The organism is Sinorhizobium saheli, assembly GCF_001651875.1.
GTDB classification, from domain to species: Bacteria; Pseudomonadota; Alphaproteobacteria; order Rhizobiales; family Rhizobiaceae; genus Sinorhizobium; species Sinorhizobium saheli.
Genome location: NZ_LNQB01000102.1, coordinates 51,577 through 75,671, shown reverse-complemented (window position 1 = coordinate 75,671; position 24,095 = coordinate 51,577). Strand labels below are relative to the sequence as shown.

The following is a 24,095-nucleotide window of genomic DNA, read 5'->3' as shown; positions in this document are numbered from 1 at the left end:
ATGTCCAGCGACAATGGCCCGATCCTGGTGTTTCTTGGTCCGACCCTGCGTCTTGCCGAGGCCGAGAAGGTTCTCGATGCCGTCTATCTGCAGCCGGCCGCACAGGGGGACATCCTGCTCGCCGCGCACGCCTTCCGACCGCGGGCGATGGTCCTGATCGACGGTCAGTTCGAGGACAGGCCGGCCGTGCGGCACAAGGAAATTCTCTGGGCAATGGCGCAGGGCATCGTCGTGATCGGCGCCGCCAGCATGGGGGCGATCAGGGCCGCGGAGCTAGACGAGTTCGGGATGATCGGCGTCGGACTCATCTACAGGTGGTATCGGCGCCAGCGACTTTCCCGCATCCCGGCACCGGACGATGCGGTCGCCGTCCATTCGGGGCCGGCGGAACTCGGCTTTCTGTCTTTGACGGAGTCGCTGATCGATCTGCAGCGGACATTTTCAGTTCTGATGCGACGCGGCCGCATCACGCCAGCCGAGCGCGATCAACTCACAGCCACTGCGCGAGCCATGAATTTTCGGGAACGATCGCTATCGGCTGTCGTTGAGGGCGCGGGATGGCTGCAGGATAGATGCAAGGGGCTGCGCGAGGAGATGGTGAGACAGAAGAGGCGCGACGCGCTGCTCGCCCTCAGCAACGCGCCGCGTCTCGTGGCTGAGCGGGAGAGCACGGATGCATCTCACGGCTGGGTTGCCACGAACACCTTCCTGCGGGACCTGGAGGCGGGCGGCATTGACTCGAATTTGGTGAACACCTATAAATTGAACCCCTAATTGCCGGATTTTTTCTACTGCATGTTTCCTCAAATCCAACCGGTTTGAGGGGAAAACCTTTTAGCAATTCAAGGCGCTACATCGACTTTGCTGCGTCTGACGGGCAGCGGCGCTGACGTTGGGGAGGGCAGTTGTGCGATGCGTCTGCTTCGGGACGATGCCCTTGAATCCGGTGATACGCGGCTCGGCACGCGCTTCTGGATATTCCCCCAGCCCCCCTTCATTCCCGGATATGAGCAGCCGGATCGTGTCTGGTTGCCGATACCGAGGGACGAGATCGACCCGGGCCCAGGCGACGCGCGGATGTATGTCGTCGATCCTCTCTACGACAAGGAGCCTTACGGCTTCGACCGGCTGCCGCCGTTTGGCGGCGCGACCCTCCCGCCGGCAAGGCCGGGCCCGGATCGCCATTTCGACAACATAGCGCCGAATTCGCGGGCATTTCTTGCGGTCCATGCCTACGCCTGCGCGCATTTCGTTCTGAATGTCTGGCAGGGCTATATCGGCCGTCCGATCAGGTGGTTTTTCGACCAGACCTTCCCACGGCTCGAGATCGTCGCCTTCGTGAATTGGGACAATGCACAGGCGGGCTACGGCTTCCTGGAGTTGGGCCGCTCGGAAAGCGATGGGATCAGGCGGCCTTATGCGCTGAACCTCGACACGATCGCCCATGAGGTCGGCCACCTGATCCTGCTTTCGGAAACCGGCATTCCCACGACAATGTCACGGGAAGCCGACTTCTTTCCCTTTTCCGAGGCCTTTTCCGACGTGGTGTCGCTGATCTCGTTCCTGCATTTCGATTCTGCGATCGACCGCCTGCTCAGGCGCACGAGAGGCAACCTGCTGCTTTACAATGAACTCAACCGTTTTGCCGAGACGAGCCCGGAGACCCAGATCCGGCTCGCCACCAATTTCCGCCGCATGTCGGAAGTGACTCGCGAGGTGCATGATCGTGCGCTTCCTTTCATCGGCGCAATCTTCGACGCGATCGTCGAGCTCTATCATCGGGAGCTGGTTGCGCGCGACTGCGCCGACATGCGGCTCCTCGACATCGACCTTCGTCATCTGGAGCAGGATGATTTCGAGCGTTTCCGCGATGCGACGGCCGAGGCCTTCAGCGTCAAGCCGATGATATTCGGGCTTGCACTGCGGGCCGCCCGCGACGCGGTCGGCCAGGCGCTTGCAGCCTCGCTGAGGACGATCGATCCCAACATGGTGCAATTGGGGCAAGCGGCGCGCGCCGTCATTGCCGCGGCCGACGGACCTGCGGCCGCAGCGCTCGAATCCAACTTCGCATGGCGCGAGATCATCAGCTTCAGATAGGGGCAAACCAAGGAGAGGACCATGAGCGACTGTTGCAGCCACCCCGGAGTGGGCAAGAGGCCGGAAGAACTGTCCAAGCCGAGCTATGAAACCTACAATCCGAGCGAAGTGCGCCTGTACGGCCGACCAGCCAGCCGGGAGGAAATATTCAAGATTACCGATGAGCAGATTCGAGAAAAGATCACATTGTCTTTGAACAATCCTGCGACAAACGAAGATGAGATACGCGGGCTCGTGAAGGTCGTGAAGGAAGTTGCTATTGGCATAATCGACAATGACGTCTTGTCCGGCATTTTCAGGCAGCAGATCGTTCTTGCGATATTCGATGACGAGTTGAAATTTCGTCAGTTGCCGGTCAGCGTCAACATTCCGTCAAAGACTTTCGACAGGGACGGAGGCAGATACATCAAGAGCATTGGCGTCATTTACGGCTACGCCTACGAAGGCCATTGCTACAAGTTGCCGAAGCCGCAGATCATGTATCTGCCCGAAGAGCCGCGAGAGATTGTCGGCGGCGATTGCGGATGCGATTGCGGCTATGTGCCGGAGCTTGGCTACGCCGTCTGGCAGATCGACAAGCTTGAGCGCGTCATTGCGCTGGATGTCCGCTCCGACGACGTCAAGACCCTGGTGCTCGATGAGAACATGCCAGGCAGCCGGTCGCCGATGGCCTATGCCCAGACGATGGCGCTTGCTCCGCAGCGGCATCGTGATTGAGCGGCACAATTGAGTGTGCCGGTCTTCGCCGCGCATCCTTTTTAAGTAGATCAGATCTCCTGAACGCGTCGCATGCAATCGAATCGATGCGGCGCCCTATGAAGTCATCGTGCTGACGGAGCGCGCTGTTACGCTACTGCAGGCTTCCGTCACCGCTGCGGTCTGCGGCCTTGAAGTCAGCCATCACCTTGCTCAGGAATTCGTTCCGGCTGAGCTTGCCGTCGCGGTTGCCGTCGGTGGCGGCGAACTGCTGTGCGTTCAGGACCTGCGCCACCTCTTCGGAACTGAGGTTGCCGTCCTTGTTCTTGTCGAGGGTCGCGAAGGCCGATGCCATGAAGGCCTGGTATTCGGCTTGGTCGACCGCGCCGTTCCCGTCGCGGTCGAGCCGATCCATCTGCCCCTGGTTCATTGCGCCCGGTTGAACCTGCGCCGGGGCAGCGATGGCCTGGGACAATGCGAATGCCGTCATCAGGGCCAGTTTCTTCATCATCCCGGCCCTTCGCATCAGCAGGTCAAGGCGCTGCCGGCCGCGCTTCCCAGTACCGCGCCGCCGCCTACCGCCCAGAGTTGACCAGTTCCCGAGCCGATGGTCGCGCCGGCCAAGCCACCCACAACCGCGCCACCAACCGTGCCGGCGATGCAGCCGAACTCGGCAGGGCGTCCTCCTGTCATCGTAGCGGATTGGCAGCCGGACAAGGCGAGGCAGCTTAGGAGAGCGAGAGTGATCGTGTAACTGCTCATTTTTTCCTCCAAGTATATCCGTTCGTGTCCAAGACAAATCGGCGGAGGCGCCATTGAGTGGCGTCATGCGAAGATAAGCTTCCGAACAGGAGCCTCGAAACACGAGAGACTTATCGGTCCAATCAGAAGCAGGTCATCGGCAAAACACGCAAGCCTGTCGAGAAAGACGTACAGACTGCGGGGCAAATACTACCGCTGCACATGGGGCAAGACAATCTCCGGCCATTTGACCGCCGATCACCAATGGCAACAGATGATGTCGGCCGTGATGCCGCAGGGGCGATGTCAGGTGATGCCACCTGACTGCAAAAGTTCTATTCGGCGGCTATCATGCCGGCAAGCACGGCCTTGGCGACGGCCTGGAAACGGTTGTGGGCGTCGAATTTGCGTATGATGCCGGATTCCAGCGTGAGGGCCGCCGTCAGGTCCATGTCCAGCAGGCGGGCGATGCGTTCGGCGGAATGGCCCTCCGCCATGAAGCCGAGGCATTCCGTTTCGAGCGGCGACAGGTGAACGCTGCCTGGAACCGGACTGTCGTCTTCCGTGGAGCCGGTTTCGAGAAACTCGGCGATGCGCTGCATCTGCCGGCGCAGGATCGATTGCTGGGCGGCGAGTTCGCGGCGGCGCGCGTGAAGTGCTGCCGCGAACAACTGCTCGGCACCCTCCTGGCTCTGCGCCCGGTCAAGCGCCGCCATCAGTTCCTGGATTGCGGCGATCGGCATGTCGATTTCCCGGCAGGCATTGATCACCGCCATCCGCCGTATGTGCGATTCGCCATAGACGCGCATCGGGCCGATGCGCATCGCGCTCAACAATCCCTTCTCCTCGTAGAAATGCAGGGTGCGGTGAGTGACGCCGAAGGCTTCGGCCATCTCGGCGATGGCGAGCCTGTCTTCGGTACCGTGGTAGGGAACGGGCAGTCTGGGTAGAAAGCCTCGAGCTGCGGCCGCATCCATGCTCGTTGCATGGTTCCACGAATCTTGCGGCATCGCTCAGCGCCTCCCGGGTTCCGCCACCCCGCCGATCGTCTTCGGACGCATGGCTTGTCAGAGCAGCCTTTCGCCGGCCGCATGTCCCGTTGACGGGCTGGAGCTCCCTTGCGCGTTCGTAATGAACGTGCGGTGCTCCAACGAGCAACCTGGCATACAGACCCAACGCACCTGATTCACGGTAAGCGCGAATCGCTGAAATGACCAGCCCTGCCGCGGCGTGCATCTTATCGACGCGCAAAGGTTGCCGCAGGTGCGTCCTGTCAAGACGCCGGATCAGTGGCCGATGGCCTGGTTCCGGCTGCTGCCGGACAGGATGAGGAAGGGCTCGTCGCCCTTGAGGGGCGCAAGCTTCTGCTGGCATTCCCATGCTTGCTGAAAGCTGTCGCGCGTCAGGAGCTTGCGATAGCGCGCCGTGGCCAGCATGCACTCCATCAAGGTGCTCTGCATGCCCTCCGTTGCGGCATGGGCGTAGATATCGCCGTCCAGAGCGAAAAGCTGCGCGGCGAGCAAGCTGCTTTCGTAAAGCAGGTCGGGCTCGCTCGCGATCCGCTCCGCGGCGATGAAGTCATGTCGCAACGGGATGCCTTCACCCTCGTGGAAGAGCGTGACGCGGATGCCGCCGGCCGCCTCGTCCCAGGCGAGCGTGATCGAAAATGCGAGCGGCTGATCGCTTGCGGCGGCCGTGTCGCTGCCGTCGGCCGGTGCCCGCGCTATGGTCCTGTGGCTGAGCGCGGCCTCGCGCAGCAAGGCTGCGAAACGTTCGCTGTCCTTGTGCGCCGGACCGGCGACCCTCACCAGGACGGAGGGAAGCCCTCTGACCGCGGCCATGGGGCCGCTGGCGAGTTTTGCCTCCGCGTCGATATCGAGCGTCATTTCCGGCGATGGCAGCGGCGCGAACAGGAGGAGCGGCAGGACGGTGAGAACGGCCAAGGGCGAGGAGAGGGGAGCAGGCTGCCAGGACGGTCTGCGCCCGTGGGGCTGGCGGCGGACTGGCGGCGACTCACAGGGCGGAGGCGCGCTCGCGGCGGGCGCCGGAGGGCGCCGCCGGCGATATTCCGGCACATAGGTGCCCTTGGGAATGGCGATCTGCCATTCTTCGCCGGCACCCTCCGTTTCGTAGAAGCTCTTGAGCAGCTTGCGCAGCTTGCCGGCATGGACGCGCACGAGAGGATCCCTGTCCGCATCGAAAGCCTGGCTGCGGCCGAAAACGTCGATGGCGATCGCATAACCTTTCAGCTGGCCACCATCGCCGTTGATTTCCTTCTCGATGACATAGGCGAGGAAAGCCCTCAGCCGCTCGGAGCGCTGGAAGCCCTTGCTGTCGAGAATCCGGCCGAGCGCCAGCCGGATCGTCTCGTCGCAGGGCCTTTCGGCTGGCGTCATTTGCGGGGCTCCAGGAAAAAACGGCTCGTTTGCCGGAAAAGAGTTTTCGAAAATAAGCAACCTCAACCTGATTCGGAATTTAGGCCCAAAAATGGTGGTTGTCATGATTCGGCGACAAGAAACCACGGAAAGGCGATTTCCGGTTTTGCGAAATCTGCGGTAGAACGGCGGCGTAGCCATCATACGCTCCCGGTGCGGCCTGGAGCCCCGTCCGAAAGTTTCGACATGCCCGCAAAACTCTCCGTGAATCTCAATGCCGTCGCGATGCTGCGCAACCGGCGCGATCTACCCTGGCCCTCGGTGGCCGGCCTCGGCCGTATCGCTTTGCAGGCGGGGGCGAGCGGGCTCACCGTTCATCCTCGTCCCGACCAGCGGCATATCCGCTTTTCCGATCTCCAGCCGATTCGCAATCTGATCGACGACGAGTTCCCGCAGGCGGAATTCAACATGGAAGGCTATCCCAACGAGGGTTTCCTCGAACTGGTCGCGCGACACGAGCCGGAGCAGGTGACGCTGGTGCCGGACGATCCGGCGCAGGCGACCTCCGACCATGGCTGGGATTTCCGCAAGGATCGCCTTCTGCTCGCCGATGTCGTCGGACGGCTCAAGAAGCGGGGTTTTCGGGTCTCGCTTTTCGCCGATGGCGTTCCCGATCGGGAAGCGCTCAAGATTGCCAGGGAGACCGGAGCTGATCGCATCGAACTTTATACGGGGCCTTATGGCGGCTGCCATGACGACCCGGAAAGGGCCGAACGCATCGCCGCCGAGCTCGGCCGGACGGCAGAGATCGCGACCAGCCTGGGTCTCGCAGTCAACGCCGGCCACGATCTGACGGTCGCCAACCTGCCGTTGCTCGCGAAGCACATTGCCGCGCTCGCCGAAGTCTCGATCGGCCACGGCCTGACGGCCGACGCGCTCGAATACGGCATGGCCGAAACGGTCCGCCGCTTCCGCCGCGCCTGCGGCGAGGCGGTGTAAGAGGCGCTGCATTCTGCGCCGACGTGCTGCGTCCTTGGCTTTCGCCATCTCACCCCGCTGCGGCGAGGAGCAGCCAAGGCCGCGGGCAAAGTGGATGAAGCGCCCCTGCAACGAAAAGGCCCGGCATTCGCCGGGCCCGATTGTCGTGGCGGCCGTTGCCTCAGTGCGTGAGCGCGGCCTTGTTTTCCTTCAGGAAGTCGGAGAGCCCGAGCGGTGTCCTGCCGGTGAGGCTTGCGGCGTCATCGGTCACGACATCGAAATGGCCCTCGCGCGTGTTGGTGTCGAAGGAGACGAGGATCGGCACGAAGAAGTCCGGCAGGCCGGCGCCCTTGAGGCCGCCGGCCAGCGCTTCGTCGGAGATATGGACGACGTCCAGCTTCTTGCCCGTGGCCTTGGCGACGAGCGCAGCGATCTCGTCGGTCGTGAAGGCATGCGTTCCCGTCAGCGTGTAGGTGCGGCTTTCGGTCGTGCCGGATTGAAGGGCGGCGGCCGCGGCTGCGGCGAGGTCGCCGCGGGCGATGTGGGAGATGCGGCCGGTGCCGGCGGAGGAGTACCATTGCCCGCTTTGAAGCGCGTGCGGCAGCGACAGGAAGAGGTTTTCCATGTACCAGGCATTGCGCAGGATCGTATAGGAAATGCCCGTCGCCTTGATGGCGTTTTCGGTGCCGAGATGATCGGCGGCGAAGGGGATGACGGAGCTTTCTGGGTTCGGCATCGAGGTGTAGATGATGTGCTTCACGCCAGCCTTCCTAGCGGCTTCGACGGCTGCAAGGTGCTGCTGCAGCCGCTTGCCCGGCTGGTCGAGGACGTCGGTCGAAATGATGAGGATGCGGTCGGCGCCGGCGAAGGCCGTCTCGAGCGAGGCGGGTTCGTCGAAGTCGGCGGTGCGGGTCTCGACGCCCTTTGCGGCGTATTCGGCGAGCTTGGCGGTGTCGCGGCTGGTGGCGATGATATCGGCAGGCCTGGTCTTGCCAGAGGCGAGAAGCGCATCGAGCACGAGCTTGCCGAGTTGGCCGGCGGCGCCGGTCACGAGCAGTTTTTCGGACATGGTCTTCCTTTCGTTTCCTTCCCAGCCTCGGCGGCATGTCGAGAAGCCGCATGCTTGGGCTCGTGCCGAATGCTGGTCTCTTTTTGAGAGTTGCTCTTATCCCGTAATCTGCTAAGAGCTGTAAAGGAGGCAGTTTTTTCTGCTGTGGTTACGGAAAGGGAACCGCCATGAACAAGGCGACGGGCAAGGTGGAGGGCAAGCGCGTGGCGATCGTCGGCGGCGTGGCGATGGATATCGACAATTGCCCGGTGCGCGACGTGATGGACAATATCGGCGGCAAGTGGAATTCGCTGATGATCCTGTCGCTGGCCGATGGTCCGTTGCGCTTCTCGCAGCTGCGGCGGCTCATTCCGGACATCTCTCAGCGCATGCTGACCCAGACGCTGCGCGACCTGCAACGCGACGGCTATCTCAACCGCACGGTCTATCCGACGCAGCCGCCGAGCGTGGAATATAGCCTGACGGATCTCGGCCGCTCATTCCTTGTCGTTCTCAGGCTTTTTGTCGACTGGTCACTCGAAAATCACGAGGCGATCCGCAAGGCGCGGGCGGCGTTCGACGCGGCAGGATGACACGGCCGCGCCGTTAGAGCATGTGTGCGCACACCCCCTCTAGGCCGCGCAACTTGTCCTTCGCCCGCCGAGCGCAAAATCGACCGCCGCCTCGGCGTGGATGGCGGTGGAATCGAAGCCGGGGAGCGGGAGATTGGCCGGGTCGAGGATCAGGCAGATTTCCGTGCAGCCGAGGATGACGGCATCGGCGCCGTCCGCCTTCGCCTTGTCGATCAGCGCGATCAACGCCGCGCGAGAAGTCTCAAGCACCTTGCCGGCACAGAGCTCATCGAAGATGACGTTGTGGGTGAGGGCGCGACCTTCGGCGTCCGGCACCATGAGGTCGATGCCGTGCCTTTTCATCCGCTCGGCATAGAAGCCGTGCTCCATCGTGTAGCGCGTGGCAAGCAGGAGCGGCCTGCGGCTGCCGCCCGCCTTGAGGCGCAGCGCCGTCTCGTCGATGATATTGATCAGCGGGACGTTCACCGAGGTTTGCACGCTATCGGCGATGAGGTGCATGGTGTTCGTGCAGATCAGGACGCATTCGGCCCCGCCGGCCTCGAGCCCGCGCGCGACATCGGCAAGGCAGCGGGCGGCCTCGTCCCAACGGCCGGCTTTCTGCAGGTCCACGATCTTCTGGAAGTCGACGGAGTGCAGAAGCACTTCCGCGGAGTGCAGCGCGCCCAGCCGCTCGCGCACGGCCTCGTTCACCATCCGGTAGTAGACCGCGGAGCTTTCAAAGCTCATGCCGCCGATGAGGCCGATCTTGCGCATTTCCATCGCTCTTCCCTCGTTCTCGATGAATAGTCGTTCCCAGGGCGGCCTTTGCCACCTTGCGAGCCCGTTTCGGTGTTAGAATTATGATGCGGCTCTGGCCGAATTTGTTTGCGATGATCGAAAAGCCGAGAACATTCGGCGCGAAATATTTGCGCGTTAGGTGAGTTCCGTGCAAAATGTCGGCGCAATTGCGACTGCAAGGAGTCAGAGCGTGCTGGATGAGAGAGATCGGAAGCTGCTCATGCTTCTGCAGGACGATGCGAGTGTCGCGATGGGCGACCTCGCCGAGCGGGTGAACCTTTCGCTCTCGGCCTGTTCCAGGCGCATCCAGCGGCTGGAGGAGGCGGGCTATATCGCCCGGCGCATCGTGGTGCTCGACCGGGAAAAGATGGGCGTGCCGACCACGGTCTTCGCGCTGATCAAGAGCGCCCACCACTCCGACGAATGGATCGAGAAATTCCGGCGCGTGATCAGCGACATTCCCGAGATCGTCGAGGCGCATCGATTGACGGGCAACTACGACTACATCGTCAAGGTCGTGCTGCCGCGTGTCGAGCACTATGACGTGGTCTATAAGCAGATCGTGCGCAAGGTCGAGCTTTTCGACGTTTCCGCCTCGATCTCGATGGAAATCCTGAAAAGTGGCACGGCGGTGCCGGTCGGTTATGCCGAATAGGGCCGGAGCCGGGGCGACGTTCCGCGACTGCAAAGCAGCCATGCCGACGCGGCGCTTGCGCGTCGGCGCATTGAATTGGACAGTCTCCAGAGCAAACAGGGCAGAAGCCGATGCAGAAGGACCATCACGTTGTCGTAGTCGGCGGCGGTTTCGGCGGGCTGCAGCTCGTCAACGATCTCAAGGGCGTGCCGGTCCGGGTCACGCTCATCGACCGGCGCAACCATCATCTTTTTCAGCCGCTGCTCTACCAGGTGGCGACCACGGTGCTCGCGACGTCGGAGATCGCCTGGCCGATTCGCCATCTCTACCGCGACCGGCCGGAAGTTACGACGCTGCTCGGCGAAGCCACGGCGGTCGACAAGGTCACGAGAACGGTGATGCTGGCGAACGGACCAGCGATTGCCTACGACACGCTGGTGCTGGCGACCGGCGCGACACATGCCTATTTCGGCCACGACGAATGGGCGCCCGTGGCGCCGGGCCTGAAAACGCTCGAGGATGCGACGACAATCCGCCGGCGGGTGCTCCTCGCCTTCGAGCAGGCGGAGGTGGAGGATGATGCCGCCATACGCGACGCGCTTCTGACCTTCACCGTGATCGGTGCGGGACCGACCGGCGTCGAGCTTGCCGGCATCATCGCCGAAATGGCGCACAGGACGCTGCCGGGCGAGTTTCGCCGGATCGACACGCGCCGGGCGCGGGTGGTGCTCGTGGAGGCGGGACCGCGCATCCTGCCTGCCTTCAGCGACGATCTTTCCGCCTATGCGCTCCGCGAACTGGACAAACTAGGCGTCGAGGTGCGCACCGGAACGCCGGTCACCGACTGCACCGATTTCGGTGTGATGATCGGCGACGAGTTCCTGCCGAGCCGCACGCTCGTCTGGGCAGCCGGCGTCCAGGCCTCGCCCGCTGCCGGGTGGCTCGGGATCGAATCGGACCGGGCCGGCCGCGCGCTTGTCGGGCGGGACCTGACGGCGCCCGGGCACCCGGAGATCTTCGTCATCGGCGACACGGCCTCGGTCAAGCAGGAAGACGGTTCGCCGGTGCCCGGAATAGCGCCTGCCGCCAAGCAGCAGGGCGCCTTCGTCGCAAGAGTCATCCGGGCCCGGCTCGAAGGCCGGCCGGTGCCGGCGGCATTCCGTTATCGCCACCAGGGAAGCCTCGCCACCATCGGCAGGCGGGCGGCGATCATCGACTTCGGCCGGATCAGGCTCAAGGGCGCGCTCGCCTGGTGGATATGGGGCATCGCGCATATCTATTTCCTGATCGGTACCCGCAGCCGCTTCGCAGTGGCCTGGAGCTGGCTGTGGACCTATCTGAGCGGCCAGCACAGCGCCCGGTTGATCACGCAGAAGGAGACGTTGCGCAAGGAAGGTGACGCCGGGCGGTTGCCGTAGGGGACAACGCCGTGCATAGTGTGACCCGCTCTGCAGCTGGAAGTTGTCTTGCGATGTCCTCGATCTCTCCCGAAAAACCCAGTATCGACGTGGCCCTCGTCCGGCGGCTGATCGCCGCGCAGTTTCCGCGCTGGGCCGAACTGCCGGTGAAGCCGGTGCGCTTCGGTGGGTGGGACAACCGGACCTTTCATCTCGGCGACGGGATGACCGTGCGCTTGCCGAGCGCCGCCTCTTATGCGCTCCAGGTGGAGAAGGAGCAGCATTGGCTGCCGCGACTGGCGCCGCTTCTGCCTCTTCCCATTCCCGTGCCGGTGGCAATGGGGCGGCCGGGCGAAGGCTATCCCTGGCATTGGTCCATCTATCAATGGCGCGAGGGCGAGACCGCGATCCACGCGCCCGTCGCCGACATGAGTGCCTTCGCAAGAACGCTGGCCGAGTTCCTGACAGCGCTGCAAGGGGTTGGCGCCGACGGCGGACCGCCGCCGGGGCAGCATAATTTCTTTCGCGGCGGGTCGCTGGCCGTTTACGATCATGAGACGCGCTGGGCGCTCGGAAGGCTCGACGGCAAGATCGACGTCGCTCAAGCGCGTGCCGTATGGGAGCGGGCACTTGCCACGGCCTGGAGCGGCGCGCCGGTCTGGTTCCACGGCGATGTCGCGCCGGGCAACCTTCTCGTCGAGGACGGCCGCCTGAGTGCGATCATCGACTTCGGCACGTCCGGCGTCGGCGATCCCGCCTGCGACCTGTCGATCGCCTGGACGATGTTCGAGGGCGAAAGCCGGGAAGCGTTCCGCGCAGCACTGCCGCTCGACGAGGGAACCTGGGCGCGCGGCCGCGGCTGGACGCTGTGGAAGGCGCTGATCGTTGCCGCCGAAATGCCAGGCACGGATCCTCTCGAGGTGGAGCGATCGCGACGCATCATCGATGAAGTGCTAGCCGATCACGAGCGCCATGGCTGATTATAAGAGGGTGACCGCGCGCTTCGGCTTTCGGCTTCCGCCCGGTCTCAACCGGAAACGCGGCGTCCGGACGGACTGCACCAGGACAACGGACGGGCGACCCTTCGTTTCGCCAGGCCCTCCGAAATCAGAGTATCGCCGAGCGACCTGCCATCCCTCATCACCACACGGGGCTTGCCGGCTTCGTCGGCGTCGGTTTCCTGCCCCGAGGCGACGAGCGTGAACTTGCCGGCATTCAGCAGTTCGCGCAGGCGCGCCTTGGCATAGGAGCCACGCGACCGCTCCTCGTCGCATTTGGCGAGCTTCGTTTCGGGCGCGTCGATATCGGCGAGAAGGATTCTTTCGCCGTTGAAGAGAAAGGTGTCGCCGTCGATGACGCAGTTGTCGTGGCGGATGCCGCAGAAGTAGAACGTATTGCTGTCGGCAAGGCTTGGAACCGGCGACGCCGGCAGCTGTTCCACCGGCCGCTCGAGCGGCGACGGCGCGGCCAAGGCCGGTTTGCGCGCAATCGATCCTGTCTGCTCTTCCTTCGCCCGGGCGCGCAGCCCCGCCTCCTTTGGCCGCGTCGCGACCGGCGGCTTCGCCTTCCGTTCGGACTGCGTGAAAAGGGCCATCACGTCGCCTCCGGCCGGCAAGTCCCGAAGTTTCTCCCGGTGGTCATAGGCGACGATGCCGCCGACGAGGACGATCGCCGCGAGGTACCACGGCGCCATGCCGCCTCGGCTGCCCTTCCGGCTCGAGCTGCGCTTTCGTCTCCTGGAACTTGTCTTGGCCATCCGATTCGGTCCTCGATTGCCGGGGCATTATCGAGGCGAGGGGTTGCTGAAAGGTTGTCGCGACGTCCACTCGTTCCATGGATCGCCCCGACTACGGCAATTCGTGAGATTACAGCACCGGGCGTCTTATCAGGCGCGCAAAGGTCGCCGTAGCGCCCTGATTTGCTGCATGCGCCGCGCGCGTGGCATCAGAAAAAAGGAGGGCGGCTCCTGCGGGGGCCGCCCTCCTGGAAATTGCCGTTGATCTTGCCGGATAAGCAGCCTGGCTTGTCGCTTCCCGGCATCTCGACTGCGCTTCCCGATGACTTCGGCTCACCCGGAGTTTCCCTGGTCAGGCATTCGAGACGGAATGCGACACACGGCCTGCCCGCCTTTCGTCGCACTCCGAGCCGCGCGGATCAGGCGACCGCACAGACGTCAACGGTCATTATCGCTCTTATCAGTGTTGCCAGGCGTCCCGTCGCCGCCGCCATTGCCGCGGCCGTTGTTGGCATTTTCGCCAGCCTTGCCGTCCTTCGACTCGCCGCCCCCGCCGGTCGCTCCGCCGTTGTCGCCACCTTGGGAGCCTCGGTCGCCGCCGTTGGAGCCGCTGTTATCTCCGCCCTTGGAGGCGCCATCGTCCCCCTTGGAGCCACCATCGTCCCCCTTGGAGCCGTTGTCCCCGCCCTTTGAGCCGCCTTTACCGCCGCCCTTGGAGCCGCGGTCGCCGCCTTTGGAGCCGCCATCGTCGCCCTTGGAGCCGTTGTCCCCGCCCTTTGAGCCGCCTTTACCGCCGCCCTTGGAGCCGCGGTCGCCACCCTTGGAGCCGCCATCGTCGCCCTTGGAGCCGCGGTCGCCGCCTTTGGAGCCGCCATCGTCGCCCTTGGAGCCGTTGTCCCCGCCCTTTGAGCCGCCTTTACCGCCGCCCTTGGAGCCGCGGTCGCCGCCTTTGGAGCCACCATCGTCGCCCTTGGAGCCGTTGTCCCCGCCCTTTGAGCCGCCTTTACCGTCGCCCTTGGAGCCGCGATCGCCACCCTTGGAGCCGCCATCGTCGCCCTTGGAGCCGTTGTCCCCGCCCTTTGAGCCGCCTTTACCGCCGCCCTTGGAGCCGCGGTCGCCGCCTTTGGAGCCGCCATCGTCGCCCTTGGAGCCGTTGTCCCCGCCCTTTGAGCCGCCTTTACCGCCGCCCTTGGAGCCGCGGTCGCCGCCTTTGGAGCCGCCATCGTCCCCCTTGGAACCGTGGTCATCGCCCTTGGAGCCATGATCATCGCCCTTGGAGCCATGATCGTCGCCCTTGGAGCCGTGGTCGTCGCCCTTGGAGCCGTGGTCGTCGCCCTTGGAGCCACCGTTGTCACCACCGCCGGAGCCACCGTCGTCGCCGCCGCCGGAGCCGCCATCGTCGCCGCCGCCTGAGCCGCCATCGTCGCCGCCGCCGGAGCCGCCGTCGTTGCCGCCGCCGGAGCCGCCGTCGTCGCCGCCGCCGGAGCCGCCGTCGTCGCCGCCGCCGGAGCCGCCGTCGTCGCCGCCGCCGGAGCCGCCATCGTCGCCGCCGCCGGAGCCGCCATCGTCGCCGCCGCCGGAGCCGCCATCGTCGCCGCCGCCGGAGCCGCCATCGTCACCGCCGCCGGAGCCGCCGTCGTCGCCGCCGCCTGAACCGCCGTCGTCGCCGCCGCCTGACCCGCCATCGTCGCCGCCGCCGGAGCCGCCATCGTCGCCGCCGCCGGAGCCGCCATCGTCGCCGCCGCCGGAGCCGCCATCGTCGCCGCCGCCGGAGCCGCCATCGTCGCCGCCGCCGGAGCCGCCATCGTCGCCGCCGCCGGAGCCGCCATCGTCGCCGCCGCCGGAGCCGCCATCGTCGCCGCCGCCGGAGCCGCCATCGTCGCCGCCGCCGGAGCCGCCATCGTCGCCGCCGCCGGAGCCGCCATCGTCGCCGCCGCCGGAGCCGCCATCGTCGCCGCCGCCGGAGCCGCCATCGTCGCCGCCGCCGGAGCCGCCATCGTCGCCGCCGCCGGAGCCGCCATCGTCGCCGCCGCCGGAGCCGCCATCGTCGCCGCCGCCGGAGCCGCCATCGTCGCCGCCGCCGGAGCCGCCATCGTCGCCGCCGCCGGAGCCGCCATCGTCACCGCCGCCGGAGCCGCCGTCGTCGCCGCCGCCTGAACCGCCGTCGTCGCCGCCGCCTGACCCGCCATCGTCGCCGCCGCCGGAGCCGCCATCGTCGCCGCCGCCGGAGCCGCCATCGTCGCCGCCGCCGGAGCCGCCATCGTCGCCGCCGCCTGAGCCACTGCCACCGGAGCCGCCGGAGCCACCGCTGCCGGAGCCGCCGTTGTCGTCATCATCATAATCCGGAGGGGGCGCCATGCCGCCGCCATTGCTCTTGCCCTGGCCGCCTTTCTTGCCTGTGCGAGGCCCGAGTGAGTCGCTGCGGTCGTTTCGGGCGGTGTTTGTGCCAATCGCTGCCGTCGAAAGCGGGGGACACATTTTGATCTGCGCCGGCGTAAGAATTGTCATACGATTTATTGCAACGCAGCACGCTGCAAAGTTGTCTTCCGTCAGAGAACTGCATTGCGCGGCAGTCATTACCCGGCGCTCTACTGCATTCGCGTCCGTCGTGACGATCACAGAAGCTATCGATGCGGTGGAGAGGAGGAAAAATGTTTTAAGTAGGGATGTACTAATTCTTCGCATTTCTTACTCCAACGCAACAAAAACTCGAGAAATGATTAGATGATTTGCTTAAATCCCGTGGGGGTCAATTTACGAAATATTAGTAGTTGTGCCCCAACATTGCCCTATTTCGGGCTAATCAGCGCCTGATTAATCCTTATGGACTATTCTCTACGCCGGACTTGGGGGCTTTGTGCCCGTCGTAGGGGGATCGCTTATGAATCGCTTCATCGCGAAGAGCATAGTTATGCTGCTAATTGCCGTTCCAGGCGTGGCAGAAGCCGGTACAACCATGAGGACTGCAGGCAAGGCATTTCCGCCGCCTGCCTTCCTCCCGTTCTGCGCGCGCGAATCGAGCCTGTGTCGCACAGGCGGAAACACGGTCGTGGCTCTCGACCCGGCCAAGGCCAGCGAGCTCAAGCAGGTCAACAGCGCGGTGAACAACCGCATCAGGGAACGCAGCGACCGTGCCAATGTCGGCAAGGACGACGATTGGCGCGTGCCGGCGAATTACGGGGACTGCGAGGATTTCGCGATCCTGAAGAAGCGTGAGCTGATGAAGCGCGGATGGCCGTCCTCCGCATTGCTGCTGACGGTTGCCCGCTATCGCGGCGACGGCCATACGGTGCTCACCGTTCGCACCAGCGAAGGCGACCTCGTGCTCGACAATCTGACCAATGCCGTCAGGGACTGGTCGCGCACGCCCTATGCCTATTTCGCACGCCAGTCGCAGTCAAACGGCCGCCGCTGGGAACTGATCCAAGGGGTGGCGGCGCTCCAGCGCGCGCCCCGCGCCACGGCCGGCTGGAGGCCGTGAGGCGCAGCGGGCCGGCAAGTCGCCCGAAGAGCCGTCAAGGCGAAAGGCATGCCGACGAGCCAAGCGACGTAGCCGGTCGCGAGACCGGCCACGACGCCGATCGCAGCGTCGATTGCGGAACCGACCAGCGCCTCCACGATGAGCGACACCGGAACGTCGGGCTCATGGGCCGATTGCCATGGCACGCCGATCTCGCGAATGCGCTCAGGCGCGCGCGTCGATAAGCCTCGCTACGTCCGCCACACAGGCATGACGGTCGGCAAGGGCGGCGAGTTCGGCCCTGTGCAGGTCGCGTGCAGGGACGATGCCGCCGGGTGAGGGCAGGTCGCGGGTTGCGCAGGCATCCGCGGCGACGGTTATCTCGTAGCCGAGATCGAGCGCGGCGCGCGCGGTCGAGGAGACGCAATTATGGGTCATGAAGCCGGCGATGGCGATCTTGGTACCCGCCGGGCCGACAAGGTCGGCAAGGGTGGTGCCGGAGAAGGCGTTCGGTCGTGGCTTTTCGACGATCCCTTCGGCATCAAGGGGCTTCACCGCGTCGATGAAGGCGCCCCCTTCGGCGGCACGATCGAAAAGCCCGCCCGCGCGACCCTTGTGGGCGACATGGATGATCCTCGCTCCGGCTGCCCGGGCGGCGGAAAGCAGGGTACCGGCGCGCCCGACCGCGGCCTCGGCATCGACGAGTGCGAGCGGGCCGGCGAGATATTCGTTCTGGTAGTCGATCAGGACCAGCACCGCCTCGGCGAGGGGTGCCGGGGCGGGCTCGATGCCGGCGAGCGTGAAGAGCGTTGCGGGGGCGGAGGTGGAAAGGGCGGCTGGGGAGTTTGACATTGGCAGGCTCCTAGATTGTCGATGTGGACTTGAGGGATGCTGATGGGCTTGATCTTACAGGTCGCGCGGATGCAGAGTGATCCGAAGTTATCGGAGGCAAATCTGCATGGATACAGGTCGATGGGCGGATCTCGAACTGCTGGATCATCTCGTGCGCGGCACAACGCTCAGCCATGCCGCGCGTTCGCTCGGCGTCGACCAGACAACGGTTTCGCGCAGGCTGGCAGCACTTGAGCGGTGGGTCGGGGCGCGGCTCTTCGACCGCATCGACGGACGCTTGATGCCGACACTCGTCCTCGCACCGGTCGTCGACCGGCTGAGAACCATCTCGGAGGAGGCGTCGCTCTCGCTCGCGACCTTGCAGCGGCGGACGGCAGAACTGAAGGGGGAGGTGCGCGTGACGAGCGTCGGCTTCGTGCTGAGCGCCATCCTCGCGCCGGCGCTTGCGAAGCTCGAGCGCCGGCATCCGGGCCTCACCGTCGATCTGGCCGCCGACAATCAGGTGCTGAGCATCGAACGGCGCGAGGCCGACATCGCCATCCGCATGGCGCGCACGGCTGAGGATTCGGTCCGGATGAAGAGCCTGGGCGCCATCCGCTTCCGGCTGTTCCGCCCGAAGGGGCAGGGTGCGGGCGCGTGCCCGGTCGTGCGTTATGGTCCGGCGCTCGCCCATGTGCCGGAAATGCAGGCGCTGGAGCGGGCGCGGCCGGAGGCACGCGTGGCGCTGACGGCCGACAGGCTGGAGATCCTGACCGAGGCGGCGTTGTCGCTCGGCGCGGAGGTGATGCTGCCCGAAGTTTCCGCCTTGCGCGATCCGCGCTTCGAACCGGTCGATGCGCCCGCGGCGACCGCCGAACGGCCGGTTTTCCTGATGATCCATCCAGAACGGGCGCGCGTGCCGAGCGTGGCTGCGGTTGCGGCCTTCGTGGAGGAGACGGTCCGCGGCTGGAAGTAGGCACGCCGAAATTTCGCCCCTTTGCCAGAATCGTCTTGACGCTTCCGTGGTGCTTCACTAGAACGTTGCGAACCGTACCGTACGGTACTATGGCATTTTCGGTAAGGGTGGAATCACCTGATGCCGCGCAAATGCGGCAAAACAAGCAGATGGAGCGGTTGCGCGAACCCAGCGCATTCGGCTCTAGCGCAGCGAGGCGACGTGCGGATGAATGCCGCGATGAAGGAGGCGAATGCCGGGGAGGGACTGACGGAGCGTCAGCGGGCCGTGCTCGAACAGGCATTGCGCCTGCTCGTCGACGGCGGCGAGAAGGCGTTGACGACGGCCGGCGTCGCGCGCGCGGCCAATTGCTCCAAGGAAAGCCTCTACAAGTGGTTCGGTGATCGCGACGGGCTGCTTTCGGCCATGATCGCCTTTCAGGCGAGCAAGGTCAGGACGCTCGATGTTACGGCCGAAACGCTGGACGGCGCGAGCCTCGGGGCGCATCTTGTCGCCTTCGCGAAGGACCTCCTGGAGGTCCTCGCCGGCGACGTGTCGCTGGCGCTCAACCGGCTGGCGATCGGCCAGGCGAGCCGCGAGGGCTCGAAGCTCGGCCACCTGCTGCAGGAGCGAGGTCGACGGCAGATAGGACGCCGGGCAGGGGCGCTCTTGGAAGCGGGGCGCAAGGCCGGGCTCCTTGCCTTCGAGGATGCGGAGGAGGCCTATGGCGCGCTTTACGGGCTGGTCGTCTCCGACTGGCACTTGCGCATGCTGCTCGGCGAGGCGCCGGGGGACATGAAGAAAGATTTCAGCCGCAGGGCGGAGGGGGCGGTCGCCGCCTTCCTCACGCTCTACGGCACGAAAGGGTAACGGCGGTCGGACATTCGGACCGTCAAAGGGAAACGGACAAGCAAAGGGAAGGAAAATTCGATGCGCGTCTATTACGATCGTGATGCCGATCTCAACCTCATCAAGTCCAAGAAGGTCGCCATCGTCGGCTATGGCAGCCAGGGCCGCGCCCATGCGCTGAACCTCAAGGATTCCGGCGCCAAGGAGATCCGCATCGCGCTGAAGCCGGGTTCGGCGACGGCGGCCAAGGTCGAGGCCGACGGTCTGCAGGTTCTCTCGGTGGCCGAAGCCGCCAAGTGGGCCGACCTCATCATGATGGCGACGCCGGACGAACTGCAGGCGGACATCTACAAAAGCGAGATCGCCGGCAACATTCGCGACGGTGCAGCGATCGCTTTCGCCCACGGCCTCAACGTTCATTTCGGCTTGATCGAGCCGAAGGCATCGGTCGACGTCGTCATGATCGCGCCGAAGGGCCCGGGCCATACGGTGCGCGGCGAATACCAGAAGGGCGGCGGCGTTCCCTGCCTCGTGGCCGTTCACCAGGACGCTTCCGGCAATGCGCTCGATCTCGCGCTCTCCTACGCCTGCGGCGTCGGCGGCGGCCGTTCGGGCATCATCGAAACCAACTTCAAGGAAGAGTGCGAAACCGACCTCTTCGGTGAGCAGGTCGTCCTCTGCGGCGGTCTGGTCGAACTCATCCGTGCCGGTTTCGAGACACTGGTCGAGGCCGGTTATGCGCCGGAAATGGCCTATTTCGAGTGCCTGCACGAAGTGAAGCTGATCGTCGACCTGATCTATGAAGGCGGCATCGCCAACATGAACTACTCGATCTCGAACACGGCCGAGTGGGGCGAATACGTGACCGGCCCGCGCATCATCACGGAAGAGACCAAGGCCGAGATGAAGCGCGTGCTGAAGGACATCCAGACCGGCAAGTTCACCTCGGAATGGATGCAGGAGTATCGTTCGGGTGCTGCCCGCTTCAAGGGCATCCGCCGCGTCAACGACGCCCACCAGATCGAGGAAGTCGGCGCCAAGCTGCGCGCCATGATGCCCTGGATCGGCAAGAACAAGCTGGTCGACAAGGCGAAGAACTAAGACCTAACAATCGAGAAAAGGGAGAGCCGGGGTTGACGCCTCGGCTTTCTTATTTGAGCTGAAAATATCTGCATTCCGGCGCCAGCGCGCCGATAAGATGCACGTGGCGAAAGCCTGTGCTTTTTGCTTGCTGTCGTAACGCGGGAATAATCCTGTCCCATCTCTCCGGCGGAAGTCGGTCCTCTCCGATCGGCGCCTCAATCAACAACTCGATATCCCCGTACGCCTTTGCTGCTTTCCTATTAAGGCGCTCCGATATGGCATTGCTCGTGGACTCCAAAACTGCTTCCGTCCTCACGATTTGGGAAAAGGCGCCCTTGGTGTTCAACTCCCTTGCAATGTGCAGATGTTCTGTTGCCATCGCGCGCGTTATTTCCAACGCCCGCGGGGAGGTGTCGGTAGTCGCGTGATAGTAGCAGTCGGGCGGATCATTGGAAAAGCAGAACTTCACTTTGCCGTCGAAGCCCGTTGCTAAAGAAAAGTGTAGGACCGGGACGACTTCATCCCGCAGTCTTTTGAATGTCTTTCGGCCTTTGCCAAGACGGTAGTTTTCGATGTCTTCCGCAGAGCGATGCGGAGAAAAATAAGCAGTCAATAGGCGCCGAAGCGTGTTGAAGTCGTTCCACTCTTTAAGGCTGTCAAGGATACTTTCCAGAGACGAGCTTCCCATGACGTTCCGATCCAAGAAGCGTAATGCTCAACTGTAAGATGGTACGCAGGGTGCGCAAGTACAAGCGATGCCGCTTCAAGGGCATCCGCCGCGTCAACGACGCCCACCAGATCGAGGAAGTCGGCGCCAAGCTGCGCGCCATGATGCCTTGGATCGGCAAGAACAAGCTGGTCGACAAGGCGAAGAACTAAGGGCTCTTTGCCTGGAGCGGGATGCGCTCACATCCGTTCGCGCCACCGCTCTACCTGTTTATTCTTGCCGCATTTGTGCGACGTCAGGTGATTCCACCTGGCTGCAAAATGCTCTAGATCTTACGGAAGCCGGGGCTCGCGCTCCGGCTTTCTCATATGTGCTGAAGGAAAAGATTTGCGCGAAAGCCGGCGCGCGAACGATTACATCGGGTCCTTGCCTTTCATGGCATTTTCCATGTGGCTCTTGCATTTCGCCTGATCGTTCGCCGCCAATGCTTCCTTGGCCATGGCGAGTTCCTTCTCAGCCATTTCCTTCCGGCCCGAGTCGGTGATCTGGCCCACGTCGGTTTCGAGCTTGGTCATGCCCGCCTGGTCGCAAACGATATCGGCCTGCGCAAAGGCCGGGGACACGCAAGCCGCGGACATGGCGGCGGCAACCAACATTTTTCTGAACATCTGAAACCTCCAGTGTCATCGCCATTTGCGATACACGCCCCAAACCGCGGAACGGCGGTTGAGTTCCCTCAAGCAGGGAGCCCGCGCGTTCGTGATTTCACGGCTGCCACATGCAGCCAGCGCGTCGGCTTGCCGTCATAACCGCCGCCGTCCGCTTCGCTCACCTCGACGCCGGCCCAGCCCGTGTCGTTGAACTGCTGCGCGAGCCAGGCGCGTGACGGGTAATTGTAATAGCGGCCGAGCTCGTCCCGGCCCTCTCCGGTTCCAGCCTTGAAACTGGCATGAAGCCTGCCGCCGGGCCTCAGCGCAGCAAGGATGCGGATGAGTGCGCCGGCGAGCTCGGCGCGCGGTACGTGCAAGAGGCATGCTTCGGCCCAGATGCCGTCGAATGCCTCGTTCCAGGTGAGCTCTTCGCAGCGGACGATTTCGACTTGGCGATCAAGCAGGCGGGCGGCTTCGGCGGCCAGTTCCGGCGAGGCGTCGGTCGGCGTTACCTCAAAACCCCGGGAGATCATGTAGGCGCTGTCCTGGCCGCCGCCGCAGCCGAGTTCGAGCACCGCGGCGCCCGGCTTCAGCGCGGCCAGGAACTGATCGAGCCGGGTCGCCGGCGGCTTGCGCTCGCGACTGGCATAGGTTGCGGCATTCTCGCGATAGAAACGGGCGGTGGCGTCATCGGCGGCCATGACAAAGAGCCTTTTCTGAGGGATGTAGCTACAGGTAGCACGGCGCCCCCCTTTGGCGGCAAGGAGGATGACGGTTCGAGGATAATGATTTGCGCACCGGCTGTCCGGGCATTCGCCCGGAACCTGCCGTTGCGGGGTCGCTGCGAGAGCCCGCACCCTGTATGCTTTGCCCGATCGACGAAACAACTTGTGGTGCGCTGCCGGGAGATGGCGCCCGGTCGAGGAAGGAACTGATGTCAGACATGCGTCGCAAGCTGACGACAATTTTCTCCGCCGACGTTCAGGACTATTCGCGCCTGATGGGAGCGGATGAGGAAGGAACGCTCGCCACTCTGAAGCGGCATCGAGATGCCATGGCGCGGCTTATCCAGGCGTATGGCGGCCGCGTGGTCAACACCTGGGGCGACGGTCTGATCGCCGAGTTTCCAAGCGTCGTCGAGGCCGTGAGGGCGGCGATCGACGTGCAGAACGAACTGGCGGGACTGAACGCCGACCGGCCGAGCGCGGCGCGGATGCTCTATCGCATCGGCATCAATCTTGGCGACGTTATCGCGGACGGCAGCGACATTTATGGCGACGGCGTCAACGTCGCGGCGCGGCTGCAGGCCTCGGCGCCCCCGGGCGGCATCGTGATATCGAGCACCGTCTATGACCAGGTCCGCAACAAGGTGGCCGTCGGTTTCGAATTTCTGGGCCAGCTCGCGGTGAAGAACATCGAAGGCGGCGTCGCGGGCTACGCTGTCCGGATCGGCACGGCGGAAGACGAGGCGGTGCCGGCGAGGCCTGCCGATGGGTGGGGTCGGCAAGGTGCCGGCAACGACCGGGCGCCTGTCGGCGAAGAGACGAAGACCGGGACCGCCGGAGCACGCAACCGCGTCTTCGGCAGTCTCGGGTTTGTGGCGGCCGGGATCGTCGCCATCAATCTCCTGTCCTGGGATGGCGTATTCTGGGCCCGCTGGCCGCTCCTTGCTTTCGCCCTGGTCGCGACGCTCTTTTGGATAAGGAGGACGACGCAGGTCGATCGCGGCCTCGCGCTGCTGGGCGCCGCCGGAGCCACCGTCGTCGCGGTCAATCTCCTCTCCTTTGAAGGGACATTCTGGGCGGTCTGGCCGTTGCTTGGAATAGCGATTGCCGCAGGGCTTCGATGGCTCGCGCGCGGCCGCGGCGGGGCTCGGCGATGATGGCGGCAGCGCGAGCCAGATGAAGGTGCGAAAATGGAAGTGATGACAGGAATTTTGAAGGGTGAGGCCTTGTCGACGCGCAGGCCGGCAAGATCGCCGGTCAAATGGTGCGTGCTGGCGGCCGCCCTGCTTCTTGCGGGATGCCAATCGGCGCCCGAATCCCGCACCACGGCTCGCCCGAGCCGGCAGGCTGCACCGGCCGACCTGCAACTCATCTGCGCCAATGCCGTCGTTCCCCGCGCCGCCGGCGCCAGGATCCGGCCGACCCGGTCCAGCCAGATCGATGCGAGGCGCTATAGCGTCGACGTCGATGCCGGCGGGCGCAAGTTCAATTGCATCATCGATACGAGCGGCAGAGTCAGGTCCGTTCGTCCGGCCTGAAATGAGCAGGCGCGGCTTATAGTAGGAGAGCCGATCATATCCTGATATACTGGCCGCCAGGAGGAGTGGCCATGGCGACAGTTCTGCAGCATTTCGCTCTCTTCGATCTGCTGATCCTGGCTGCGATCTGCTTCCTGCTCGTCTGCAGCTATTTTGAGGGCGAGGCCTGAGCGTTTTCCGGCAGCAAGTGCAGCTTGCCGCTTGTTGTGCCGGCGCGTCTATGCAACTTTGCCGTCATGTACCATGACGCCATCTCTTCCCCGTGC

Annotated in this window: 26 protein-coding genes and 1 pseudogene; 15 read left to right on the top strand and 12 right to left on the bottom strand. The window is 64.3% G+C overall.

Annotated features, from left to right (window positions below):
• The 3 genes from ATB98_RS26660 to ATB98_RS26650 all read left to right on the top strand — a co-directional run bounded on the left by ATB98_RS26660 (nucleotide 1) and on the right by ATB98_RS26650 (nucleotide 2,814).
• Entirely contained in the window at nucleotides 1-774 is a 774-nt protein-coding gene (locus ATB98_RS26660) for a TfuA-like protein (protein ID WP_066879365.1), read from the top strand.
• Nucleotides 775-912: 138 nt separating this feature from the next.
• Nucleotides 913-2,097, top strand: coding sequence for a gluzincin family metallopeptidase (locus tag ATB98_RS26655; protein WP_066879362.1), 1,185 nt, complete (start codon nucleotides 913-915; stop codon nucleotides 2,095-2,097).
• Between the two features lie 21 nt (nucleotides 2,098-2,118).
• Nucleotides 2,119-2,814 carry a hypothetical protein gene (locus ATB98_RS26650; RefSeq protein ID WP_066879359.1) on the top strand — a complete coding sequence of 232 codons (696 nt, stop codon included), beginning with the start codon at nucleotides 2,119-2,121 and terminating at the stop codon, nucleotides 2,812-2,814.
• A 133-nt stretch (nucleotides 2,815-2,947) separates the two neighbouring features.
• Here ATB98_RS26650 and ATB98_RS26645 read toward each other — a convergent pair whose 3' ends face one another.
• From ATB98_RS26645 to ATB98_RS26630, 4 genes are all read right to left on the bottom strand, one after another.
• Nucleotides 2,948-3,301 (bottom strand): EF-hand domain-containing protein, encoded by a 354-nt coding sequence (locus ATB98_RS26645; RefSeq protein ID WP_066879886.1) that lies wholly within the window; start codon nucleotides 3,299-3,301, stop codon nucleotides 2,948-2,950.
• 17 nt (nucleotides 3,302-3,318) lie between these two features.
• Nucleotides 3,319-3,555, bottom strand: coding sequence for a glycine zipper 2TM domain-containing protein (locus ATB98_RS26640; protein ID WP_066879356.1), 237 nt, complete (start codon nucleotides 3,553-3,555; stop codon nucleotides 3,319-3,321).
• Between the two features lie 314 nt (nucleotides 3,556-3,869).
• Nucleotides 3,870-4,544 (bottom strand): MerR family transcriptional regulator, encoded by a 675-nt coding sequence (locus ATB98_RS26635; protein WP_066879353.1) that lies wholly within the window; start codon nucleotides 4,542-4,544, stop codon nucleotides 3,870-3,872.
• A gap of 276 nt (nucleotides 4,545-4,820) precedes the next feature.
• Complete coding sequence (locus ATB98_RS26630) at nucleotides 4,821-5,930, bottom strand: hypothetical protein (RefSeq protein WP_066879351.1); 1,110 nt, start codon at nucleotides 5,928-5,930, stop codon at nucleotides 4,821-4,823.
• Nucleotides 5,931-6,155: 225 nt separating this feature from the next.
• Here ATB98_RS26630 and ATB98_RS26625 point away from each other — a divergent pair, with 225 nt between their 5' ends.
• Nucleotides 6,156-6,908, top strand: coding sequence for a pyridoxine 5'-phosphate synthase (locus tag ATB98_RS26625; RefSeq protein WP_066879347.1), 753 nt, complete (start codon nucleotides 6,156-6,158; stop codon nucleotides 6,906-6,908).
• 160 nt (nucleotides 6,909-7,068) lie between these two features.
• Here ATB98_RS26625 and ATB98_RS26620 read toward each other — a convergent pair whose 3' ends face one another.
• A complete protein-coding gene (locus tag ATB98_RS26620) occupies nucleotides 7,069-7,956 on the bottom strand; it encodes an SDR family oxidoreductase (RefSeq protein ID WP_066879345.1) in 888 nt (295 codons plus the stop codon).
• A 167-nt stretch (nucleotides 7,957-8,123) separates the two neighbouring features.
• Between ATB98_RS26620 and ATB98_RS26615 the strand changes: the two genes are divergently transcribed.
• On the top strand, nucleotides 8,124-8,528 hold the full coding sequence (locus tag ATB98_RS26615; protein ID WP_066879342.1) for a winged helix-turn-helix transcriptional regulator: 405 nt from the start codon (nucleotides 8,124-8,126) through the stop codon (nucleotides 8,526-8,528).
• 39 nt (nucleotides 8,529-8,567) lie between these two features.
• On the opposite strand, the gene ATB98_RS26610 is transcribed toward ATB98_RS26615, so the two are convergent.
• Nucleotides 8,568-9,287: an aspartate/glutamate racemase family protein gene (locus ATB98_RS26610; RefSeq protein ID WP_084435823.1), complete on the bottom strand. Its 720-nt coding sequence runs from the start codon at nucleotides 9,285-9,287 to the stop codon at nucleotides 8,568-8,570.
• A gap of 208 nt (nucleotides 9,288-9,495) precedes the next feature.
• Here ATB98_RS26610 and ATB98_RS26605 point away from each other — a divergent pair, with 208 nt between their 5' ends.
• The 3 genes from ATB98_RS26605 (at nucleotide 9,496) to ATB98_RS26595 (ending at nucleotide 12,316) form a co-directional block, all read left to right on the top strand.
• On the top strand, nucleotides 9,496-9,960 hold the full coding sequence (locus ATB98_RS26605; RefSeq protein WP_066879339.1) for an Lrp/AsnC family transcriptional regulator: 465 nt from the start codon (nucleotides 9,496-9,498) through the stop codon (nucleotides 9,958-9,960).
• A 110-nt stretch (nucleotides 9,961-10,070) separates the two neighbouring features.
• Complete coding sequence (locus ATB98_RS26600) at nucleotides 10,071-11,357, top strand: NAD(P)/FAD-dependent oxidoreductase (RefSeq protein ID WP_066879336.1); 1,287 nt, start codon at nucleotides 10,071-10,073, stop codon at nucleotides 11,355-11,357.
• A gap of 53 nt (nucleotides 11,358-11,410) precedes the next feature.
• Nucleotides 11,411-12,316, top strand: a complete 906-nt coding sequence (locus ATB98_RS26595) for an aminoglycoside phosphotransferase family protein (RefSeq protein ID WP_066879334.1) — start codon at nucleotides 11,411-11,413, stop codon at nucleotides 12,314-12,316.
• A gap of 47 nt (nucleotides 12,317-12,363) precedes the next feature.
• Here the strand turns inward: ATB98_RS26595 and ATB98_RS26590 are convergent, their stop codons facing one another.
• Both ATB98_RS26590 and ATB98_RS30480 read right to left on the bottom strand, forming a co-directional pair.
• The gene (locus tag ATB98_RS26590) at nucleotides 12,364-13,092 is read right to left on the bottom strand and encodes a thermonuclease family protein (protein WP_066879331.1); all 729 of its coding nucleotides are present in this window, start codon (nucleotides 13,090-13,092) and stop codon (nucleotides 12,364-12,366) included.
• Between the two features lie 417 nt (nucleotides 13,093-13,509).
• Nucleotides 13,510-15,429, bottom strand: coding sequence for a hypothetical protein (locus ATB98_RS30480; RefSeq protein ID WP_157111083.1), 1,920 nt, complete (start codon nucleotides 15,427-15,429; stop codon nucleotides 13,510-13,512).
• Nucleotides 15,430-15,928: 499 nt separating this feature from the next.
• On the opposite strand from ATB98_RS30480, the gene ATB98_RS26580 reads away from it, so the two are divergent.
• Nucleotides 15,929-16,552 (top strand): transglutaminase-like cysteine peptidase, encoded by a 624-nt coding sequence (locus ATB98_RS26580; protein WP_066879325.1) that lies wholly within the window; start codon nucleotides 15,929-15,931, stop codon nucleotides 16,550-16,552.
• 204 nt (nucleotides 16,553-16,756) lie between these two features.
• Here the strand turns inward: ATB98_RS26580 and ATB98_RS26575 are convergent, their stop codons facing one another.
• Entirely contained in the window at nucleotides 16,757-17,383 is a 627-nt protein-coding gene (locus ATB98_RS26575; protein ID WP_066879322.1) for an isochorismatase family protein, read from the bottom strand.
• 106 nt (nucleotides 17,384-17,489) lie between these two features.
• Between ATB98_RS26575 and ATB98_RS26570 the strand changes: the two genes are divergently transcribed.
• From ATB98_RS26570 to ilvC, 3 genes are all read left to right on the top strand, one after another.
• On the top strand, nucleotides 17,490-18,338 hold the full coding sequence (locus tag ATB98_RS26570; RefSeq protein WP_066879319.1) for a LysR family transcriptional regulator: 849 nt from the start codon (nucleotides 17,490-17,492) through the stop codon (nucleotides 18,336-18,338).
• 207 nt (nucleotides 18,339-18,545) lie between these two features.
• Nucleotides 18,546-19,187: a TetR/AcrR family transcriptional regulator C-terminal domain-containing protein gene (locus ATB98_RS26565; protein ID WP_234886667.1), complete on the top strand. Its 642-nt coding sequence runs from the start codon at nucleotides 18,546-18,548 to the stop codon at nucleotides 19,185-19,187.
• A gap of 60 nt (nucleotides 19,188-19,247) precedes the next feature.
• The gene (gene ilvC / locus ATB98_RS26560) at nucleotides 19,248-20,267 is read left to right on the top strand and encodes a ketol-acid reductoisomerase (RefSeq protein ID WP_066879314.1); all 1,020 of its coding nucleotides are present in this window, start codon (nucleotides 19,248-19,250) and stop codon (nucleotides 20,265-20,267) included.
• A gap of 49 nt (nucleotides 20,268-20,316) precedes the next feature.
• Here ilvC and ATB98_RS26555 read toward each other — a convergent pair whose 3' ends face one another.
• Nucleotides 20,317-20,937 carry a hypothetical protein gene (locus ATB98_RS26555; RefSeq protein WP_066879310.1) on the bottom strand — a complete coding sequence of 207 codons (621 nt, stop codon included), beginning with the start codon at nucleotides 20,935-20,937 and terminating at the stop codon, nucleotides 20,317-20,319.
• Between the two features lie 71 nt (nucleotides 20,938-21,008).
• On the opposite strand from ATB98_RS26555, the pseudogene ATB98_RS29300 reads away from it, so the two are divergent.
• Nucleotides 21,009-21,128: pseudogene (locus ATB98_RS29300) on the top strand (ketol-acid reductoisomerase); the annotation flags it as partial.
• Nucleotides 21,129-21,329: 201 nt separating this feature from the next.
• Here ATB98_RS29300 and ATB98_RS26550 read toward each other — a convergent pair.
• Both ATB98_RS26550 and ATB98_RS26545 read right to left on the bottom strand, forming a co-directional pair.
• A complete protein-coding gene (locus ATB98_RS26550) occupies nucleotides 21,330-21,584 on the bottom strand; it encodes a hypothetical protein (RefSeq protein ID WP_066879307.1) in 255 nt (84 codons plus the stop codon).
• A 68-nt stretch (nucleotides 21,585-21,652) separates the two neighbouring features.
• Nucleotides 21,653-22,267 carry a class I SAM-dependent methyltransferase gene (locus ATB98_RS26545; RefSeq protein WP_066879304.1) on the bottom strand — a complete coding sequence of 205 codons (615 nt, stop codon included), beginning with the start codon at nucleotides 22,265-22,267 and terminating at the stop codon, nucleotides 21,653-21,655.
• 233 nt (nucleotides 22,268-22,500) lie between these two features.
• Here ATB98_RS26545 and ATB98_RS26540 point away from each other — a divergent pair, with 233 nt between their 5' ends.
• On the top strand, nucleotides 22,501-23,448 hold the full coding sequence (locus tag ATB98_RS26540; protein WP_066879301.1) for an adenylate/guanylate cyclase domain-containing protein: 948 nt from the start codon (nucleotides 22,501-22,503) through the stop codon (nucleotides 23,446-23,448).
• A gap of 33 nt (nucleotides 23,449-23,481) precedes the next feature.
• Nucleotides 23,482-23,829 (top strand): hypothetical protein, encoded by a 348-nt coding sequence (locus tag ATB98_RS26535; protein ID WP_234782030.1) that lies wholly within the window; start codon nucleotides 23,482-23,484, stop codon nucleotides 23,827-23,829.
• The last annotated feature ends 266 nt before the right edge of the window (nucleotides 23,830-24,095 follow it).

Excerpts from the sequence above, each read along its gene's own strand:
- ATB98_RS30480 (WP_157111083.1), bottom strand. The coding sequence starts at position 15,429 with ATGGCGCCCCCTCCGGATTATGATGATGACGACAACGGCGGCTCCGGC.
- ATB98_RS26600 (WP_066879336.1), top strand. The coding sequence starts at position 10,071 with ATGCAGAAGGACCATCACGTTGTCGTAGTCGGCGGCGGTTTCGGCGGG.
- ATB98_RS26625 (WP_066879347.1), top strand. The coding sequence starts at position 6,156 with ATGCCCGCAAAACTCTCCGTGAATCTCAATGCCGTCGCGATGCTGCGC.
- ATB98_RS26545 (WP_066879304.1), bottom strand. The coding sequence starts at position 22,267 with ATGGCCGCCGATGACGCCACCGCCCGTTTCTATCGCGAGAATGCCGCA.
- ATB98_RS26635 (WP_066879353.1), bottom strand. The coding sequence starts at position 4,544 with ATGCCGCAAGATTCGTGGAACCATGCAACGAGCATGGATGCGGCCGCA.
- ATB98_RS26620 (WP_066879345.1), bottom strand. The coding sequence starts at position 7,956 with ATGTCCGAAAAACTGCTCGTGACCGGCGCCGCCGGCCAACTCGGCAAG.
- ATB98_RS26655 (WP_066879362.1), top strand. The coding sequence starts at position 913 with ATGCGTCTGCTTCGGGACGATGCCCTTGAATCCGGTGATACGCGGCTC.
- ATB98_RS26540 (WP_066879301.1), top strand. The coding sequence starts at position 22,501 with ATGTCAGACATGCGTCGCAAGCTGACGACAATTTTCTCCGCCGACGTT.
- ATB98_RS26535 (WP_234782030.1), top strand. The coding sequence starts at position 23,482 with ATGGAAGTGATGACAGGAATTTTGAAGGGTGAGGCCTTGTCGACGCGC.
- ATB98_RS26650 (WP_066879359.1), top strand. The coding sequence starts at position 2,119 with ATGAGCGACTGTTGCAGCCACCCCGGAGTGGGCAAGAGGCCGGAAGAA.
- ATB98_RS26615 (WP_066879342.1), top strand. The coding sequence starts at position 8,124 with ATGAACAAGGCGACGGGCAAGGTGGAGGGCAAGCGCGTGGCGATCGTC.
- ATB98_RS26640 (WP_066879356.1), bottom strand. The coding sequence starts at position 3,555 with ATGAGCAGTTACACGATCACTCTCGCTCTCCTAAGCTGCCTCGCCTTG.
- ATB98_RS26565 (WP_234886667.1), top strand. The coding sequence starts at position 18,546 with ATGAATGCCGCGATGAAGGAGGCGAATGCCGGGGAGGGACTGACGGAG.
- ATB98_RS26555 (WP_066879310.1), bottom strand. The coding sequence starts at position 20,937 with ATGGGAAGCTCGTCTCTGGAAAGTATCCTTGACAGCCTTAAAGAGTGG.
- ilvC (WP_066879314.1), top strand. The coding sequence starts at position 19,248 with ATGCGCGTCTATTACGATCGTGATGCCGATCTCAACCTCATCAAGTCC.
- ATB98_RS26575 (WP_066879322.1), bottom strand. The coding sequence starts at position 17,383 with ATGTCAAACTCCCCAGCCGCCCTTTCCACCTCCGCCCCCGCAACGCTC.
- ATB98_RS26590 (WP_066879331.1), bottom strand. The coding sequence starts at position 13,092 with ATGGCCAAGACAAGTTCCAGGAGACGAAAGCGCAGCTCGAGCCGGAAG.
- ATB98_RS26630 (WP_066879351.1), bottom strand. The coding sequence starts at position 5,930 with ATGACGCCAGCCGAAAGGCCCTGCGACGAGACGATCCGGCTGGCGCTC.
- ATB98_RS26595 (WP_066879334.1), top strand. The coding sequence starts at position 11,411 with ATGTCCTCGATCTCTCCCGAAAAACCCAGTATCGACGTGGCCCTCGTC.
- ATB98_RS26610 (WP_084435823.1), bottom strand. The coding sequence starts at position 9,287 with ATGGAAATGCGCAAGATCGGCCTCATCGGCGGCATGAGCTTTGAAAGC.
- ATB98_RS26660 (WP_066879365.1), top strand. The coding sequence starts at position 1 with ATGTCCAGCGACAATGGCCCGATCCTGGTGTTTCTTGGTCCGACCCTG.
- ATB98_RS26550 (WP_066879307.1), bottom strand. The coding sequence starts at position 21,584 with ATGTTCAGAAAAATGTTGGTTGCCGCCGCCATGTCCGCGGCTTGCGTG.
- ATB98_RS26570 (WP_066879319.1), top strand. The coding sequence starts at position 17,490 with ATGGATACAGGTCGATGGGCGGATCTCGAACTGCTGGATCATCTCGTG.
- ATB98_RS26645 (WP_066879886.1), bottom strand. The coding sequence starts at position 3,301 with ATGAAGAAACTGGCCCTGATGACGGCATTCGCATTGTCCCAGGCCATC.